16 protein-coding genes are annotated in these 15422 nt (G+C 50.1%); 10 read left to right on the top strand and 6 right to left on the bottom strand.

Annotation, left to right across the window (positions count from 1 at the left end):
- Nucleotides 1-212: 212 nt before the first annotated feature.
- Nucleotides 213-1178 (top strand): lipoyl synthase, encoded by a 966-nt coding sequence (lipA, locus tag AACS05_RS06045; protein ID WP_045441031.1) that lies wholly within the window; start codon nucleotides 213-215, stop codon nucleotides 1176-1178.
- Between the two features lie 85 nt (nucleotides 1179-1263).
- Here lipA and tatE read toward each other — a convergent pair whose 3' ends face one another.
- Both tatE and AACS05_RS06035 read right to left on the bottom strand, forming a co-directional pair.
- Nucleotides 1264-1467, bottom strand: a complete 204-nt coding sequence (gene tatE / locus AACS05_RS06040) for a twin-arginine translocase subunit TatE (protein ID WP_045441030.1) — start codon at nucleotides 1465-1467, stop codon at nucleotides 1264-1266.
- 127 nt (nucleotides 1468-1594) lie between these two features.
- On the bottom strand, nucleotides 1595-2383 hold the full coding sequence (locus AACS05_RS06035) for a deaminated glutathione amidase (protein WP_045441029.1): 789 nt from the start codon (nucleotides 2381-2383) through the stop codon (nucleotides 1595-1597).
- Between the two features lie 205 nt (nucleotides 2384-2588).
- On the opposite strand from AACS05_RS06035, the gene crcB reads away from it, so the two are divergent.
- On the top strand, nucleotides 2589-2972 hold the full coding sequence (gene crcB, locus AACS05_RS06030; protein ID WP_045441028.1) for a fluoride efflux transporter CrcB: 384 nt from the start codon (nucleotides 2589-2591) through the stop codon (nucleotides 2970-2972).
- 52 nt (nucleotides 2973-3024) lie between these two features.
- Here crcB and cspE read toward each other — a convergent pair whose 3' ends face one another.
- Both cspE and pagP read right to left on the bottom strand, forming a co-directional pair.
- Nucleotides 3025-3234 (bottom strand): transcription antiterminator/RNA stability regulator CspE, encoded by a 210-nt coding sequence (gene cspE / locus AACS05_RS06025; RefSeq protein WP_000034826.1) that lies wholly within the window; start codon nucleotides 3232-3234, stop codon nucleotides 3025-3027.
- 188 nt (nucleotides 3235-3422) lie between these two features.
- The gene (gene pagP / locus AACS05_RS06020) at nucleotides 3423-3986 is read right to left on the bottom strand and encodes a lipid IV(A) palmitoyltransferase PagP (RefSeq protein ID WP_045441027.1); all 564 of its coding nucleotides are present in this window, start codon (nucleotides 3984-3986) and stop codon (nucleotides 3423-3425) included.
- A gap of 459 nt (nucleotides 3987-4445) precedes the next feature.
- On the opposite strand from pagP, the gene dcuC reads away from it, so the two are divergent.
- Nucleotides 4446-5828 (top strand): anaerobic C4-dicarboxylate transporter DcuC, encoded by a 1383-nt coding sequence (dcuC, locus tag AACS05_RS06015; protein WP_045441026.1) that lies wholly within the window; start codon nucleotides 4446-4448, stop codon nucleotides 5826-5828.
- Between the two features lie 150 nt (nucleotides 5829-5978).
- On the opposite strand, the gene dpiA is transcribed toward dcuC, so the two are convergent.
- Both dpiA and dpiB read right to left on the bottom strand, forming a co-directional pair.
- A complete protein-coding gene (dpiA, locus tag AACS05_RS06010; protein ID WP_045441025.1) occupies nucleotides 5979-6659 on the bottom strand; it encodes a two-component response regulator DpiA in 681 nt (226 codons plus the stop codon).
- Nucleotides 6628-8289 (bottom strand): sensor histidine kinase DpiB, encoded by a 1662-nt coding sequence (gene dpiB, locus AACS05_RS06005; protein ID WP_045441024.1) that lies wholly within the window; start codon nucleotides 8287-8289, stop codon nucleotides 6628-6630. Before dpiB ends, dpiA begins: the two co-directional genes overlap by 32 nt.
- A 385-nt stretch (nucleotides 8290-8674) precedes the next feature.
- Here dpiB and citC point away from each other — a divergent pair, with 385 nt between their 5' ends.
- Genes citC through citT form a run of 7 tightly spaced genes read left to right on the top strand, consistent with a single transcriptional unit; the run spans nucleotide 8675 to nucleotide 15409 of the window.
- Nucleotides 8675-9751 carry a [citrate (pro-3S)-lyase] ligase gene (gene citC / locus AACS05_RS06000; RefSeq protein ID WP_045441023.1) on the top strand — a complete coding sequence of 359 codons (1077 nt, stop codon included), beginning with the start codon at nucleotides 8675-8677 and terminating at the stop codon, nucleotides 9749-9751.
- Complete coding sequence (gene citD, locus AACS05_RS05995; RefSeq protein ID WP_045441022.1) at nucleotides 9748-10044, top strand: citrate lyase acyl carrier protein; 297 nt, start codon at nucleotides 9748-9750, stop codon at nucleotides 10042-10044. Before citC ends, citD begins: the two co-directional genes overlap by 4 nt.
- Nucleotides 10041-10949, top strand: a complete 909-nt coding sequence (locus tag AACS05_RS05990; protein WP_045441021.1) for an aldolase/citrate lyase family protein — start codon at nucleotides 10041-10043, stop codon at nucleotides 10947-10949. The genes citD and AACS05_RS05990 overlap by 4 nt, the downstream gene beginning before the upstream one ends.
- 9 nt (nucleotides 10950-10958) lie before the next feature.
- The gene (gene citF, locus AACS05_RS05985; protein ID WP_045441020.1) at nucleotides 10959-12491 is read left to right on the top strand and encodes a citrate lyase subunit alpha; all 1533 of its coding nucleotides are present in this window, start codon (nucleotides 10959-10961) and stop codon (nucleotides 12489-12491) included.
- 2 nt (nucleotides 12492-12493) lie between these two features.
- Entirely contained in the window at nucleotides 12494-13045 is a 552-nt protein-coding gene (gene citX / locus AACS05_RS05980; protein WP_045441019.1) for a citrate lyase holo-[acyl-carrier protein] synthase, read from the top strand.
- Complete coding sequence (gene citG / locus AACS05_RS05975; protein WP_045441018.1) at nucleotides 13017-13922, top strand: triphosphoribosyl-dephospho-CoA synthase CitG; 906 nt, start codon at nucleotides 13017-13019, stop codon at nucleotides 13920-13922. The genes citX and citG overlap by 29 nt, the downstream gene beginning before the upstream one ends.
- A gap of 23 nt (nucleotides 13923-13945) precedes the next feature.
- Nucleotides 13946-15409, top strand: coding sequence for a citrate/succinate antiporter CitT (gene citT / locus AACS05_RS05970; RefSeq protein WP_045441017.1), 1464 nt, complete (start codon nucleotides 13946-13948; stop codon nucleotides 15407-15409).
- Nucleotides 15410-15422 lie beyond the last annotated feature (13 nt).

The following is a 15422-nucleotide window of genomic DNA, read 5'->3' as shown; positions in this document are numbered from 1 at the left end:
CGTCTGAAAAGCGGGGCATACTTTGCCACAGCAAATGTTGGGCAAATGGCACAAAACAACAACTATTTTACATTTTGCCAGCCTGTCAGGCTGCTTTATGGCCCGTTTCAATGATATACTGCGTATCACTAATTCAAAAATAGTTGATAAATACAACATTCCCTTGAATTGAAACGCTTTCCTTCGTTATTCGCAACTGGAACACGCACGCTATGAGTAAACCCATTGTGATGGAACGCGGTGTTAAATACCGCGATGCCGATAAGATGGCTCTTATCCCGGTAAAAAATGTGGCAACAGAGCGCGAAGCCCTGCTGCGTAAACCGGAATGGATGAAAATAAAACTTCCAGCGGACTCCACTCGCATCCAGGGCATCAAAGCAGCAATGCGCAAAAATGGCCTGCACTCTGTGTGCGAAGAAGCTTCCTGCCCTAACCTGGCTGAATGTTTCAATCACGGAACCGCAACCTTTATGATCCTCGGCGCAATTTGTACCCGCCGGTGTCCGTTCTGTGACGTTGCCCATGGACGTCCGGTTGCCCCTGATGCCAACGAACCATTAAAACTGGCTCAGACAATTGCAGACATGGCGCTACGCTATGTCGTCATCACCTCAGTCGACCGTGACGATCTGCGTGATGGTGGCGCTCAGCACTTTGCTGACTGCATCACTGCTATCCGTGAGAAAAGCCCTACGATTAAAATCGAAACGCTGGTACCGGACTTCCGTGGTCGTATGGATCGCGCGCTGGATATCCTTACGGCAACCCCGCCAGATGTATTCAACCACAACCTCGAGAACGTGCCGCGTATTTACCGCAACGTTCGTCCGGGTGCTGATTACAACTGGTCGCTGAAACTTCTGGAACGTTTCAAAGAAGCGCATCCGGAGATCCCAACCAAATCAGGTCTGATGGTGGGTCTGGGTGAAACCAATGCCGAAATCATTGAAGTTATGCGCGATCTGCGCCGTCATGGCGTAACGATGTTGACGCTGGGGCAGTATTTGCAGCCAAGCCGTCACCATTTGCCGGTTCAGCGCTATGTTAGCCCGGATGAGTTTGATGAAATGAAAGCCGAAGCAATGGCGATGGGCTTTACCCATGCCGCCTGCGGTCCGTTTGTTCGCTCTTCTTACCATGCAGATATGCAGGCAAAAGGGCTGGAAGTTAAGTAATCGCGTAATACTCGCTTACATTTCAGCAATAAAAAACCGGCAAATTGCCGGTTTTTTTTCATGCAGAGCAATGGTCTTCCAGACATTACTCTTTATGAGAAAGCTTCTCAGCCTGAACGCTACCGTCAGCATCTTTCTTCGCATCGGCATTTTCATCGTTCATCGCTTTTTTGAAGCCTTTAATTGCCGTTCCCAGGTCTCCACCCAGTGTACGTAACTTCTTGGTACCAAACAGCAGAACGACCAGTGCGGCAACCACCAGCAGTTTGGTAATACTAATCTCACCCATAGATACCTTCTTGACTTAAACCAGGCTGCATAAGCGCCATATTAACCTGAGAATATTAACGGCCTTTCGACGCGCGCACACAATAGCAATCTGTAACAAGGTGAATCAAGCCTTGTTTAAAAAAACGTCATAATAATTGCGGTGGCGCAAAGCGCCGGTTACGTAACACCGGAAGTTGAGCCCTGACTTGCCTCACCCGCTCAGCAGAAACCTCTGTCATAATCAGCGCGGGTGTCTCTGCAGCGGCAGCAATGGTCACGCCAAAGGGATCGATCACCCGGCTTTGACCGATATTCTTATTACCGCACTCTCCTGCCGCAATCAAGTAGCAGGTGGCATCCAGCGCTCTTGCCGCCAGCAGCGTAGCCCAGTGATGTTCTTTCATAGATCCCCTAACCCATGCCGCAGGTAAGACGAGGATTTCTGCCCCCTGCAAAGCGAGGGCTAACGCCAGCTCAGGAAAGCGTAAGTCATAGCAGGTCATTAACCCTACCTTTAACCCGTCTACGTCCAACAGCGGCGCTATGGCGTCGCCTGCATCCACATTACGCGACTCCTGAATCGAAAAGGCATCGTAGAGATGCAATTTCGCATAATGGGCAACAACCTTTCCTCTTCGTAGAGCAACTAACATGTTAAACGCCCGGGCAGGCAATGAAGGTACATGAATGGTCAGAATCGTTGTCATATCGTTTTGTGCGCTTTCACGTAACAACCGCGTCAGAAATCCCCCCTCTAATAGTTGAGCAGACTTCACGGACAGATCCGGGTCAAGATCGTCACGAGCCAGCAGTGCTTCAGGCAGTACCAGCAACGATACGCCCTCTCTGGCAGCCTGTGACATCAATAAGGCGCACGTTTCTGCATTTTTCTCCCATGAGGGACCGACGGCAAATTGCCCTGCTGCAACGAACATATTCCCTCCAGAAAAATTTGTTAAGCTCATCAACAATAATGACTCAGCGTTACATTCGCCCTGTATACTCTACATACTTCAGGTTGCGGCAAGCGCACAAGTCCCCTGGCGCATTGATAACTATGTGACTGGGATGAAAGTGCGCAGTCAACGCATCAACAACCTGAAGTATGATGAGTATAAAATCAAATAGCAGGATTATGCCGTGTTACAACTTCTATTAGCTGTTTTTATAGGTGGTGGTACAGGTAGCGTTGCAAGATGGATGTTGAGTATGCGGTTTAACCCGCTTCATCAAGCCATTCCCTTAGGTACGCTGGCTGCAAACCTTATTGGCGCGTTTATCATTGGCATGGGGCTGGCGTGGTTCAATCGCATGACCCACATTGACCCAATGTGGAAAGTGCTAATTACCACGGGCTTTTGTGGAGGGCTGACAACATTCTCTACATTCTCCGCAGAAGTGGTGTTTTTACTGCAGGATGGACGCTTTGGCTGGGCGATGGTGAATGTGCTGATTAATCTGCTGGGGTCGTTTGCGATGACGGCACTGGCATTCTGGTTGGTTTCCGCCTCCACCGCACATTGAAGACAAAAAAAACCCGCAATTAAGCGGGTTTTGAATTCTTGCTGTCGTATGCTTACAGAGCGGTTACGTTTGCAGCAGAAGGGCCTTTGGCACCGTTAGTGATTTCGAACTCTACACGCTGACCTTCAGCCAGAGTTTTAAAACCATTGGTCTGGATTGCAGAGAAGTGTACGAACACGTCTTTGCTGCCATCTTCCGGAGTAATGAAACCGAATCCTTTGGACTCATTAAACCACTTAACGTTACCTTTAATCTTAGACATCAAAATTACCTTTACATGAAAAATAGACACAAATGCTGTGTCGGGTATCAGTACAACAATTGTGGTGCTGTTTGTCCAGTCAAACCTTGCCAAAAAGTGATAAATGTCGCGTTATTTTTCAGGTAAAGTTCATATCATTTTGTTATTAAAGGGATTTTAATATTCCAACTGACAATACAGGTAGCCCCTTAAAACTGGAAACGTAGCCAGGCAAAGTAGACATTTCCGTTGTTATACGTTCCTGGAATGTAGGTCATCTGAAACGTTGCCGGGCCATAACCGATTGATGCCAGCGGCAGCAACACGGGCACCGGGATGTAGTTCCAGTTATCACGAGCCGTCATGCCCGCCGTAAAACCCAATCCCATATGGAAGTTATCATCAACCAGTGGTCGCCAGGTTTTTTCCCAGCCATAGCCGCCAATCGGCTCCCACTTATTGTAGGAGTCCTTAAAGGCCATAATATAAAGTCCGTGCCAGTTGCCTTTATCGTCCCAACGCGACTGACCAAATCCAGCCCCCCAGGGACGTTCATTGTAGCGATCTGTTTTATCTTTATCGTAGGCAAAGCGCGCATGCCAGGTAATAGCGGGCACATACAGCTCATAATGTTCCGGCTGCTGCCAGGTTTCACTGACATTATCTTTAAAAGTATCAAACCAGCCTTTATCTTCCGCATAGGCCTGAGGAATAATAGTTAACTGAATAAAAAGAAATGAAAAAATGAATAAATATCGTTTAGCGACAATCACAACTTAATTACCGTCCAGAAATTTAAGATTAATTGTAGCAAACTCAACCTTAATGACAGCTTAACAAAAAATACTATTTTAAAAAATCAGATTATTCTATAGCGTATAATTTAATGGTTATTATCCATATATTTACTAAGCCTTTTCGCATGTAACTCGTAACTTTTATTAACCTGGATTGCTTGTTTTACGAGTACCCTCCAAATAATTCTACAATTTATTAACACAATAATATCAATAACGCATCAAATAACGTACAACAACTGCACCTCACTCTTTTTTTATTGCGATATTCCCTTTTCATCGGCTATGTTTGAAAAATGCCTTGGCCATCGGTTTAATCCGTATCTTTATTGATTTTAATCAGCAAGCGATGACCGTTTATTAGGCACATTCTGACTCCACTTTATGCTCTTTTTTATTTTTTACTTTCTGGGCGTTTACGCGACAGGGGAAACAATGTTGACATTTATTGAACTCCTTATTGGGGTTGTGGTTATTGTGGGTGTAGCACGCTACATCATTAAAGGTTATTCGGCGACCGGTGTACTATTTGTCGGTGGTCTGGTTTTACTGATTGTCAGCGCCCTGATGGGACACAAAGTTCTGCCTTCCAGCGCGGCAACGACTGGCTATACAGCGACAGACATTGTTGAATATATTAAAATTTTGCTGATGAGCCGTGGTGGCGATCTCGGCATGATGATTATGATGCTATGCGGTTTTGCCGCCTATATGACGCATATTGGCGCGAACGATATGGTCGTTAAGCTGGCCTCGAAACCTCTGCAATATATCAACTCGCCTTATATTCTGATGATTGCCGCTTATTTTGTTGCCTGCCTGATGTCACTGGCGGTCTCCTCCGCGACAGGGCTGGGTGTATTATTGATGGCGACGCTATTTCCGGTCATGGTTAACGTTGGAATCAGCCGCGGTGCTGCAGCAGCCATTTGTGCATCTCCTGCCGCCATCATTCTTTCTCCAACCTCAGGGGATGTGGTTCTGGCAGCAAAAGCAGCAGAAATGCCGCTGATCGACTTCGCGTTTAAAACAACATTGCCAATTTCCATCGCCGCCATTATCGGTATGGCTATTGCGCACTTTTTCTGGCAGCGCTATCTGGATAAAAAAGAGAACATCTCACACGAAATGTTAGACGTGGCCGAGATCACCACAACTGCTCCGTCTTTTTATGCCATTTTGCCGTTTACCCCTATCGTTGGCGTACTGATTTTTGATGGCAAATGGGGTCCACAATTGCACATCATCACTATTCTGGTCCTCTGCATGCTCATCGCTGCGGTTCTGGAGTTTGTGCGTGGATTCAATACCCAGAAGGTGTTCTCAGGTCTGGAAGTCGCCTATCGCGGAATGGCGGATGCCTTTGCTAACGTGGTTATGCTGTTAGTCGCGGCCGGTGTTTTTGCCCAGGGTCTCAGCACTATCGGCTTTATCCAGAGTCTGATTTCTATCGCTACATCGTTTGGTTCAGCAAGTATTATTCTGATGCTGGTACTGGTTATTCTGACCATGTTGGCAGCAATGACCACCGGCTCCGGTAACGCGCCATTCTATGCCTTCGTTGAGATGATCCCTAAACTGGCACACTCTTCCGGTATTAACCCGGCATACCTCTCCATCCCGATGCTGCAAGCATCAAACCTTGGACGCACAATTTCCCCGGTATCTGGCGTGGTTGTGGCTGTCGCGGGCATGGCGAAGATTTCACCGTTTGAAGTGGTAAAACGGACTTCTGTTCCGGTCATGGTCGGGTTGTTGATTGTGATTATCGCAACTGAAGTGATGGTGCCTGCAACATCCGCTGTAATTGGTGGTTAACGCGACCAGTTAATATCCGACCTTGATACGCAAAATCATTTAAGCTGCATTGAGGCAGCAAGTGAGGACATCCCCAGTCACATATAGATAACGATGTGACTGGGGTTTCTAAAGGCAGCCAGCAAAGAGGCAGCTTAAAGGATGACGGTATCAGCCACCGTGGTAAATACGCTGCGGCCTTCCTACCTTACCGTGAATAATCTCCGCAATAATCAAATGGCGGCCGGCACAATATTCCAGGTAACGTCTTGAGGTTGTGCGACTGATGGTTAACGCCTGTGCTACCGTTTCCGCTGTATGATGTACCGTTGGGTCGGTAAATAATTTCAACACCGCATTCAGCGTTAAGGCATCAATACCCGTGGGCAGATCCCCTTTCGGCTCTCCGCGCGCGTAGGCATTAAACATTTCATCAATCTGTCGCTGACTGGCGCTGTCGTTACCTGCCAGCATGCGTCTGCGCTGCTGATAGCGCGTAAGCGTCTGTCCCAGGCGCTCATAAGCAATCGGTTTAACCAGGTAATCAAAAGCCCCGCTACGCACGGCTTCTGAAACTGTGTCCATATCGCTGGCAGCCGTCGTAAACACCACACCGCCAGGATAACGCGCCTGGGTCAGCTCATGTAGTAAGGTGATGCCCTTGCCGTCCGGTAAATAGTTGTCCAGAAGAATCAACCCCGGCTTGAAACGCTCAATCATCATCCTCGCCTGCTCAAGATTACCCGCCAGCCATATCTGGCTGAAGCCAGGTATATGGCGAATATATTCAGCATGCATTTCCGCCAGTAGCGTTTCATCCTCAACGATCAATAGCGTTAATGGTTCCGTCATCGTTTTTTTTCACTTTCGGAAGAAATAGAGAAAATAAAGTACCGCAGGGATCATTATCTTCGAGTGTAATAACCCCGTCACAGCGCCTCACATAACTTGCAATCAGATACAAACCGATGCCATGTTCACCTGGTTCATCGGTACGGGTACTCACACCCTGTTCAAATATTTTTTCACGCAATGCTTCCGGCACACCGCAGCCCTGATCGGCCACTTCTATGATCACCTCATCCCCTTCATCGCTCAAAAAGAGTTCGATGACCTTATTCCCTTGCTGGGTACGTAAGCTGGCCTCAAATGCATTATCAAGCAGATTACCAACAATTGCTGCAAACTCTGTGCTATCCAGCCCCTCAGGGAGTTGATGTAGTTGACTACCGGGAACAATGATCATTTTTAACCCTAATTCCCGCGCACGCTGCACTTTACCAAACAGCAAACCAGCAACCTGACGATCGGCAAATGAGCCGCGTAAACTATCGATGAGCTGCTGCTGAGCCTGAGATTCTCCCTGAACCATCTCCAGCACCCGATCGTACTCTTTCATCTGCAGCAGGCCGTTGAGCGTAGACATCCAGTTCAGGTGTTCATGGCGTAGCGTTCTCAGGCTCTCAACGTATTGTTTAATTTGCGTTAATTGCGCATTGAGGGTAGCAATTTCATCTTTGCTGCGAAAACTGATAATCGCCCCAAGTAATTCGTCACCAGAGCGGATAGCTTCACGGTTGGCAATAACGCTCAACCCATTAAAATTCACCATCGCATCCTGACGTTTCTCCGCAATCTGCTGAGTAAAGAAGTCCGCGGGCTGAACAACCTCATCAATCGGTTTTCCCAGCCATTGCCGTCCTGGCGATGACAGCCCCAGCATTTTTCTCGCACTGCGATTAATTGCCGTGATGAATCCTTCAGGATCAACGGCAATCAAACCTTCATACACTGAGCTAAACAGCGCTTCCTGCTGACGGACCACGCGAGCAATTTGCTTGGGTTCCATACCGAGCATCTGACGGCGGATGTGTGCAGCAAAAAACCAGGAGAGCAGCATGAGTAACAGTAGCAGCAGAATAAACACCCCGGCCATCGGCAATAAGAAATCCGAACGCCAGCTATCAATTTTGCTAATCAGGTATCCTATTGAGACAACACCAATAATCTTGCCATCATCATCAAAGATGGGGGTTTTCGCTCGCATCGCCATCCCGATAGATCCTTTACCGGTAATGAAATAACTTTCCCCTTTTTCTAAAGCTCCCGGCTTGGTGAACTGCATCGGGTAGCCAATCTTTTCCGGGTTCGGATGGTAAAGACGAATCGAGTGATTGTCTCCGATTACGACATAGTCAAAATCCGTTCCACTTTGCAGTTTGTCGGCAATGGTCGCAAGACGCTGATAATCGCGGTGTTTGACTGCGGCGATAACGCTGTCATTGGAAGCGATGATCTTCGCCTGGTTCATCGCCATGTCGCGGACATGCGTCGCCAGATAATCTTCAAAGCTGGCGGTGAAGTATTTTGCCAGTGCCGCAATGATAAGAATGGAAACTACCAGGATAAGCAGAAAAATACGTAATGGAAACGCCAGCCTGCGAAAAAAAGAAAACCGTGTTTTATTTTTCTGGATTACCATAAACTTTCCTTGCCGACGTTAACCAACAACTTATTTTGTATTTGTAATAAAAATGTTCTATTCACAAGTTGAAGAATAAAGCAGGATCGTTACAGATTCCCCACCTTAAATCAATTAAACAAATAAAAACCACACCGCGAATGGTGATTAAATTAATTAAAAAACTTAAAACCATAAAACACATTAAAACCTTCTAACTTATTGTGAAATAAATCAAAATTTGCCTCCAAAATACTCCTTACGATGTATACAGCAGGGAAAAAAAGAAATACTCCGTAATAAAAAACAATTCCCTTCAATTGCAAAAAAAACGTTATCAGGTTGCTAAACAGAGCAACAAAAACAGAAACCCAGTAACAAATATAGCATCGGGGCTCTTTTTACTATGTTAGGTAATAATATATTCACGCAAGTTAAACGCTCAGAAAATAAAAAGATGGCGGTTATCGCTCAATTTCTGAAAGAGAATGATTTGAGCGTTGACACTACCGTTGAAGTATTTATCACCGTCACCCGTGAAGACCGCCTCATTGCCTGTGGTGGCATCGCTGGAAATATCATTAAATGCGTCGCGATCTGTGAATCCGTACGCGGTGAAGGCTTAGCGCTGACGCTGGCTACTGAGCTAATCAATCTCGCCTATGAGCGGCACTGCACTCACCTCTTCATCTATACCAAAACCGAGTATGAGTCGCTGTTTAAACAGTGTGGTTTTTCTACGCTCACCAGCGTACCAGGCATTATGGTGCTGATGGAAAACAGTACCACTCGCCTGAAACGTTACGCCGAATCGCTGGCCAAACAGCGCCATGAAGGGCAAAAAATTGGCTGCATCGTCATGAACGCCAACCCGTTCACCAACGGCCACCGTTTTCTGATCCAGCAGGCAGCCGCGCAGTGCGACTGGCTGCATCTGTTTTTAGTAAAAGAAGACACCTCACGCTTTCCCTATGAAGATCGGCTGGACCTGGTACTCAAAGGAACCAAAGATATTCCGCGTTTAACCGTGCATCGCGGATCGGAATACATCATTTCCCGTGCCACTTTCCCATGCTACTTCATTAAAGAGCAGAGTGTTATTAACCACTGCTACACCGAAATAGACCTGAAAATCTTCCGCCAATACCTGGCCCCGGCACTTGGCGTCACGCACCGCTTCGTCGGTACTGAACCGTATTGCACCGTCACCTCCCAGTACAACAACGATATGCGTTACTGGCTGGAGACCCCAACGCTCCCCGCCCCACCGATTGAACTGGTGGAAATTGAGCGGCTGTGCTTCCAGGAGATGCCGATTTCCGCCTCCTGGGTGCGCAAGCTGCTGGTTAAAAAAGATCTCACGGCTATCGCCTCCCTGGTACCAGAAGCCACTCTGCACTATCTGCAAAGCATGGTTGAACGGGCCTCATCGGGCGCGGTAGTCCGCCAAAATACCCCCGCATTAGCAACAGGTGAAAAATGAAAATAAAGCAGGCAGCCGTCGCAGGCACTCTTGAGTCTGGTGATGTGATGATACGCATCGCCCCTCTCGATACGCAGGATATTGACCTGCAGGTCAACAGTAGCGTTGAAAAACAGTTTGGCGATGCCATCCGCACCACCATTCTGGACGTACTGTCCCGCTATAACGTAAGCGGCGTGCAATTAAATGTTGATGATAAAGGCGCACTGGACTGCATTTTACGTGCGCGACTGGAAGCTTTACTGGCCCGCGCCAGCGGTATTCCGGCACTGCCATGGGAGGATTGCCAGTGATTTCCGCTTCTTTGCAACAACGTAAATCCCGCACACGCCGCAGTATGCTGTTCGTGCCGGGCGCCAATGCCGCAATGGTCAGCAACTCGTTTATCTATCCAGCCGATGCGCTGATGTTCGACCTTGAAGATTCCGTCGCGTTACGTGAGAAAGATACCGCGCGTCGTCTGGTGTATCACGCTTTGCAACATCCGTTGTATCACGACGTTGAAACTATCGTACGTGTTAACGCCCTTGACTCCGAATGGGGTATTAACGACCTGGAAGCGGTCGTTCGCGGCGGCGCTGACATTGTTCGTCTGCCGAAAACCGATACCGCCCAGGATGTTATCGATATCGAAAGCGAAATCCTGCGCATTGAAAAAGCCTGCGGTCGCGAGCCAGGCAGCACCGGTCTGCTGGCCGCTATCGAATCGCCTTTAGGTATTACCCGCGCAGTGGAAATTGCACATGCTTCCGAACGCCTGATCGGTATTGCTCTCGGTGCGGAAGACTACGTGCGTAACCTGCGAACTGAACGCTCACCGGAAGGTACCGAACTGCTGTTTGCCCGTTGCTCAATTTTGCAAGCCGCGCGCTCTGCAGGCATTCAGGCTTTCGATACCGTCTATTCCGACGCTAACAACGAAGCCGGTTTTCTGCACGAGGCCTCGCACATTAAACAGTTGGGTTTTGACGGTAAGTCGCTCATCAACCCACGTCAGATTGAACTCCTGCACAACCTGTATGCGCCAACGCGCAAAGAACTGGCTCATGCACGCCTGGTTGTAGAAGCCGCTGAAGCTGCTGCCCGCGAAGGCCGTGGCGTTGTTTCCCTGAACGGCAAGATGGTCGACAGCCCGGTAATCGAGCGCGCCCTTCTGGTTATCTCCCGTGCAGAACTTTCCGGCATTCGCGAAGAATAAGGCAAAAAAATGACGCAGAAAATCGAACAATCTCAACGACAGGATCGCGTGGCGACCTGGAGTCGTCATGCAGAAAGCGAACTTTCCGCTTATCAGAGCACCGCAAAACGGGATTTGCAGGCGCAAAAACCGCGTGACAAAAAGCTGTGCGCTAACCTGGAAGACGCCATTCGTCGTTCCGGTTTACAGGATGGGATGACCATCTCTTTCCACCACGCATTCCGCGGTGGCGATCTGACGATCAACCTGGTGATGGATACCATCGCCGCGATGGGCTTTAAAAATCTGACACTGGCTTCCAGTTCCCTGAGCGACTGCCACGCTCCGCTGGTTGAACATATTCGCCAGGGTGTAGTTACCCGCATTTATACTTCCGGTCTGCGCGGACCGCTGGCTGAAGAGATCTCCCGCGGTCTGCTGGCTGAACCCGTACAGGTCCACTCTCACGGCGGTCGTGTACATCTGGTACAGAGCGGCGAGTTAAGCATTGATGTGGCATTCCTTGGCGTACCGTCCTGCGATCAATTTGGTAACGCTAACGGCTACACCGGTAAAGCGTGCTGCGGTTCACTGGGCTACGCCCGTATTGATGCTGAAAACGCCAAACAGGTTGTCCTGCTGACCGAACAACTGCTGACCTATCCGCACAATCCGGCCAGCATCGCACAGGATCAGGTCGATCTGATCGTACAGATCGAAAGAGTCGGCGATGCTGACAAAATCGGCGCCGATGCAACTCGCATGACCACCAACCCGCGTGAACTGCTGATTGCCCGTAGCGCGGCGGACGTCATTGCCAACTCCGGTTACTTCAACGAAGGCTTTTCCTTGCAGACGGGAACCGGCGGGGCTTCACTGGCCGTTACCCGCTTCCTGGAAGACAAAATGCGCAGCCGCGACATCCGTGCTGACTTTGCCCTGGGCGGCATCACTGCCACCATCGTTGACCTGCATGAAAAAGGCTTAATCCGCAAACTGCTTGACGTACAGAGCTTCGACCGTAACGCCGCAGAATCCCTGGCGCGTAATCCGAACCACATCGAAATCAGTGCCAACCAGTATGCCAACTGGGGTTCGAAGGGTGCATCGGTTGACCGTCTGGACGTTGTGGTACTGAGCGCCCTGGAAGTAGACACCAACTTCAACGTTAACGTGCTGACCGGCTCTGATGGCGTACTGCGCGGCGCATCCGGTGGTCACTGCGATACCGCCGTCGCTGCAGCGCTTTCAATCATCGTCGCGCCGCTGGTGCGTGGTCGTATCCCGACGCTGGTTGATAACGTACTGACCTGCGTAACGCCCGGTTCCAGCGTTGACATTCTGGTCACTGACCACGGTATTGCCGTTAACCCTGCTCGTCCGGAACTGGCTGAACGCCTGAAAGAAGCCGGTATGAAAGTGGTATCCATCGAATGGCTGCGCGAACGCGCGCTGCAGCTCACCGGTCAACCTCGTGCCATCGAATTCACCGACCGCGTGATTGCCGTTGTGCGTTATCGCGATGGTTCGGTGATTGACGTTGTGCATCAGGTGAAGGAATAAGCATGCACCTGCTCCCTGAACTGGCCACCCGCAATGCTGTTTCTATTCCCGAGCTGCTCACCAGCCGTGATGAGAGACAAGCCCGGCAGCATGCCTGGCTGGCGCGCCATCGTGCGCCGCTGGTCTCATTTACTGTGGTAGCGCCAGGTCCGATTAAAGACAGCGAATTAACCCGCCAGATCTTTAACCACGGTATGACCGCCCTGCTCACGCTGGCGGAGAAATCAGCCTGGACGGTCAGGGAGCAAACCGCACTGGTCTCAGCCAGTGGGCCGGAAGGCTTATTGTCCATTGCAGCACCGGCCAACAACCTCAAGCTCGCCACTATCGAGCTTGAGCATTCGCACCCGCTGGGACGGTTATGGGATATCGATGTCCTGACCCCTGAGGGGGAAATACTGTCTCGTCGTCACTTCGCGCTCCCTGCCCGCCGCTGTCTGCTGTGCGGACAAAGCGCTGCCGAATGCGCGCGGGGTAAAACCCACGCGCTTTCTGACTTACTTATTCGCATGGAGGAACTGCTACATGATGCCGATTCCCGCAACATCGACTGATACCGCAGTCCTTCCTGTAGATTTACCCGACGCCTACGCCACGCTGGCGTGGCGCGCCATGCTGACTGAAGTCAACTTATCGCCAAAACCCGGTCTGGTGGATCGCATTAATAACGGCGCACATAAAGACATGGCGCTGGAGGATTTTCACCGTAGCGCACAGGCCATTCAGGCCTGGCTGCCGCGTTTCGTTGAATATGGGGCATTTAGTGCTCAGTCGGCGTCTGAAGATGTGCTGAAAGGACTGCGTCCATTAGGCATGGCTTGCGAAGCCGATATGTTTCGCGCCACCGCAGGGGTGAACACCCATAAAGGCAGTATTTTTTCACTGGGATTGCTGTGCGCCGCCATCGGCCGCCTGCACCAGCGGAGTGAGGCTGTTACAGCAGAAACCATTTGCTCTACGGCGGCAACTTTTTGCCGCGGCCTGACCGAGCGCGAACTGCGCCATAACAATCAACAACTCACGGCTGGCCAACGTCTTTATCAGCAACTGGGATTAACCGGTGCACGGGGTGAAGCCGAAGCGGGATATCCGCTCGTCATTGAGCATGCCCTGCCGCATTACCGCGCACTGCTGGCTCAGGGTCGCGATCCTGAACTGGCGTTACTCGACACATTATTGCTGCTGATGTCTATCAATGGCGACACCAATGTCGCTTCACGTGGTGGCGCTGAAGGTCTGCGCTGGCTACAGCAGTACGCCGCCAAATTATTGCAGCGAGGGGGAATTCGTACCTCCGCCGATCTCTATTACCTGCACCAGTTCGACCAACAGTGCATCGAACGCAATCTCAGTCCTGGAGGCTGCGCCGATCTGCTGATCGTCACCTGGTTCTTAGCCCAGATTTCGCAAGTTCATCATTATCACAATTAAAGATCCTTTCCGGAGAATCATTCATGTCTTTATCAAAAGATAGTATATGGAAGTTATTCGCTCCATTGATTGTAATGGGCGTCATGTTTCTTATCCCCGTCCCAGATGGAATGCCTCCACAGGCCTGGCACTACTTTGCCGTGTTTGTGGCGATGATTGTCGGTATGATCCTCGAGCCAATCCCGGCAACGGCGATTAGCTTCATTGCCGTCACAATTTGCGTTATCGGCAGTAATTACCTGCTTTTTGATGCCAAAGAGCTGGCTAACCCGGACTTCAACGCCGGTAAACAGGCTCTGAAATGGGGGCTGGCAGGCTTCTCCAGCACCACTGTGTGGCTGGTATTTGGTGCTTTCATTTTCGCACTGGGTTATGAAGTCACCGGCCTGGGCCGTCGTATCGCGCTGTTCCTGGTGAAATTCATGGGTAAACGTACCCTGACGCTGGGCTATGCGATTGTTATTATCGACATTCTGCTGGCGCCGTTTACACCGTCCAACACCGCGCGTACCGGTGGTACCGTATTCCCGGTTATCAAAAACCTGCCGCCGCTGTTTAAATCATTCCCGAACGATCCTTCCGCTCGCCGTATTGGCGGATATCTGATGTGGATGATGGTTATCAGTACCAGCCTTAGCTCCTCTATGTTCGTTACCGGCGCTGCGCCGAACGTGTTGGGCCTGGAGTTCGTTAACAAAATCGCGGGCATTCAAATCAGCTGGCTGCAATGGTTCCTGAGCTTCCTGCCGGTCGGGATTATTTTACTGATCGTTGCCCCGTGGCTGTCCTACGTTCTGTACAAACCGGAAGTAACGCATAGTGCCGAAGTTGCCGCATGGGCCGGTGACGAACTCAAAACTATGGGTAAACTGACCCGTAAAGAGATGACCCTGATCGGTCTGGTCCTGCTCAGCTTAGGCTTGTGGGTCTTCGGTGGTGAACTGATTGATGCGACTGCAGTAGGTCTGCTGGCAGTCTCCCTGATGCTGGCTCTGCACGTTGTTCCGTGGAAAGACATCACCCGCTATAACAGTGCATGGAACACGCTGGTTAACCTCGCTACACTGGTGGTGATGGCAAACGGTTTAACCCGTTCTGGCTTTATCGACTGGTTCGCCAATACCATGAGCACCCACCTGGAAGGCTTCTCGCCTAATGCGACTGTCATCGTACTGGTGCTGGTGTTCTACTTTGCTCACTACCTGTTTGCCAGCCTTTCTGCGCATACCGCGACCATGCTGCCGGTTATTCTGGCCGTCGGTAAAGGTATTCCGGGCGTGCCGATGGAACATCTGTGTATTCTGCTGGTTCTGTCCATCGGTATCATGGGTTGTCTGACTCCGTATGCAACCGGCCCTGGCGTAATTATCTACGGCTGCGGTTACGTGAAGTCAAAAGACTACTGGCGTCTTGGCGCGATCTTCGGCGTAATTTATATCTCTATGCTCCTGCTGGTCGGTTGGCCGATTCTGGCAATGTGGAGCTAATCTCCCCGCTCAA

This window comes from Citrobacter sp. S-77 (assembly GCF_963864895.1).
GTDB lineage: Bacteria > Pseudomonadota > Gammaproteobacteria > Enterobacterales > Enterobacteriaceae > Citrobacter > Citrobacter murliniae.
The sequence above is the reverse complement of the archived record's forward strand: the minus strand, read 5'-3'. Positions and strand labels throughout refer to the sequence as shown.

What these genes read in the sequence shown, in the direction of transcription:
- lipA (WP_045441031.1), top strand. Translation starts at nt 213, where the DNA reads ATGAGTAAACCCATTGTGATGGAACGCGGTGTTAAATACCGCGATGCC.
- tatE (WP_045441030.1), bottom strand. Translation starts at nt 1,467, where the DNA reads ATGGGTGAGATTAGTATTACCAAACTGCTGGTGGTTGCCGCACTGGTC.
- AACS05_RS06035 (WP_045441029.1), bottom strand. Translation starts at nt 2,383, where the DNA reads ATGTTCGTTGCAGCAGGGCAATTTGCCGTCGGTCCCTCATGGGAGAAA.
- cspE (WP_000034826.1), bottom strand. Translation starts at nt 3,234, where the DNA reads ATGTCTAAGATTAAAGGTAACGTTAAGTGGTTTAATGAGTCCAAAGGA.
- dcuC (WP_045441026.1), top strand. Translation starts at nt 4,446, where the DNA reads ATGTTGACATTTATTGAACTCCTTATTGGGGTTGTGGTTATTGTGGGT.
- dpiA (WP_045441025.1), bottom strand. Translation starts at nt 6,659, where the DNA reads ATGACGGAACCATTAACGCTATTGATCGTTGAGGATGAAACGCTACTG.
- dpiB (WP_045441024.1), bottom strand. Translation starts at nt 8,289, where the DNA reads ATGGTAATCCAGAAAAATAAAACACGGTTTTCTTTTTTTCGCAGGCTG.
- citC (WP_045441023.1), top strand. Translation starts at nt 8,675, where the DNA reads ATGTTAGGTAATAATATATTCACGCAAGTTAAACGCTCAGAAAATAAA.
- citD (WP_045441022.1), top strand. Translation starts at nt 9,748, where the DNA reads ATGAAAATAAAGCAGGCAGCCGTCGCAGGCACTCTTGAGTCTGGTGAT.
- citF (WP_045441020.1), top strand. Translation starts at nt 10,959, where the DNA reads ATGACGCAGAAAATCGAACAATCTCAACGACAGGATCGCGTGGCGACC.
- citX (WP_045441019.1), top strand. Translation starts at nt 12,494, where the DNA reads ATGCACCTGCTCCCTGAACTGGCCACCCGCAATGCTGTTTCTATTCCC.
- citG (WP_045441018.1), top strand. Translation starts at nt 13,017, where the DNA reads ATGATGCCGATTCCCGCAACATCGACTGATACCGCAGTCCTTCCTGTA.
- citT (WP_045441017.1), top strand. Translation starts at nt 13,946, where the DNA reads ATGTCTTTATCAAAAGATAGTATATGGAAGTTATTCGCTCCATTGATT.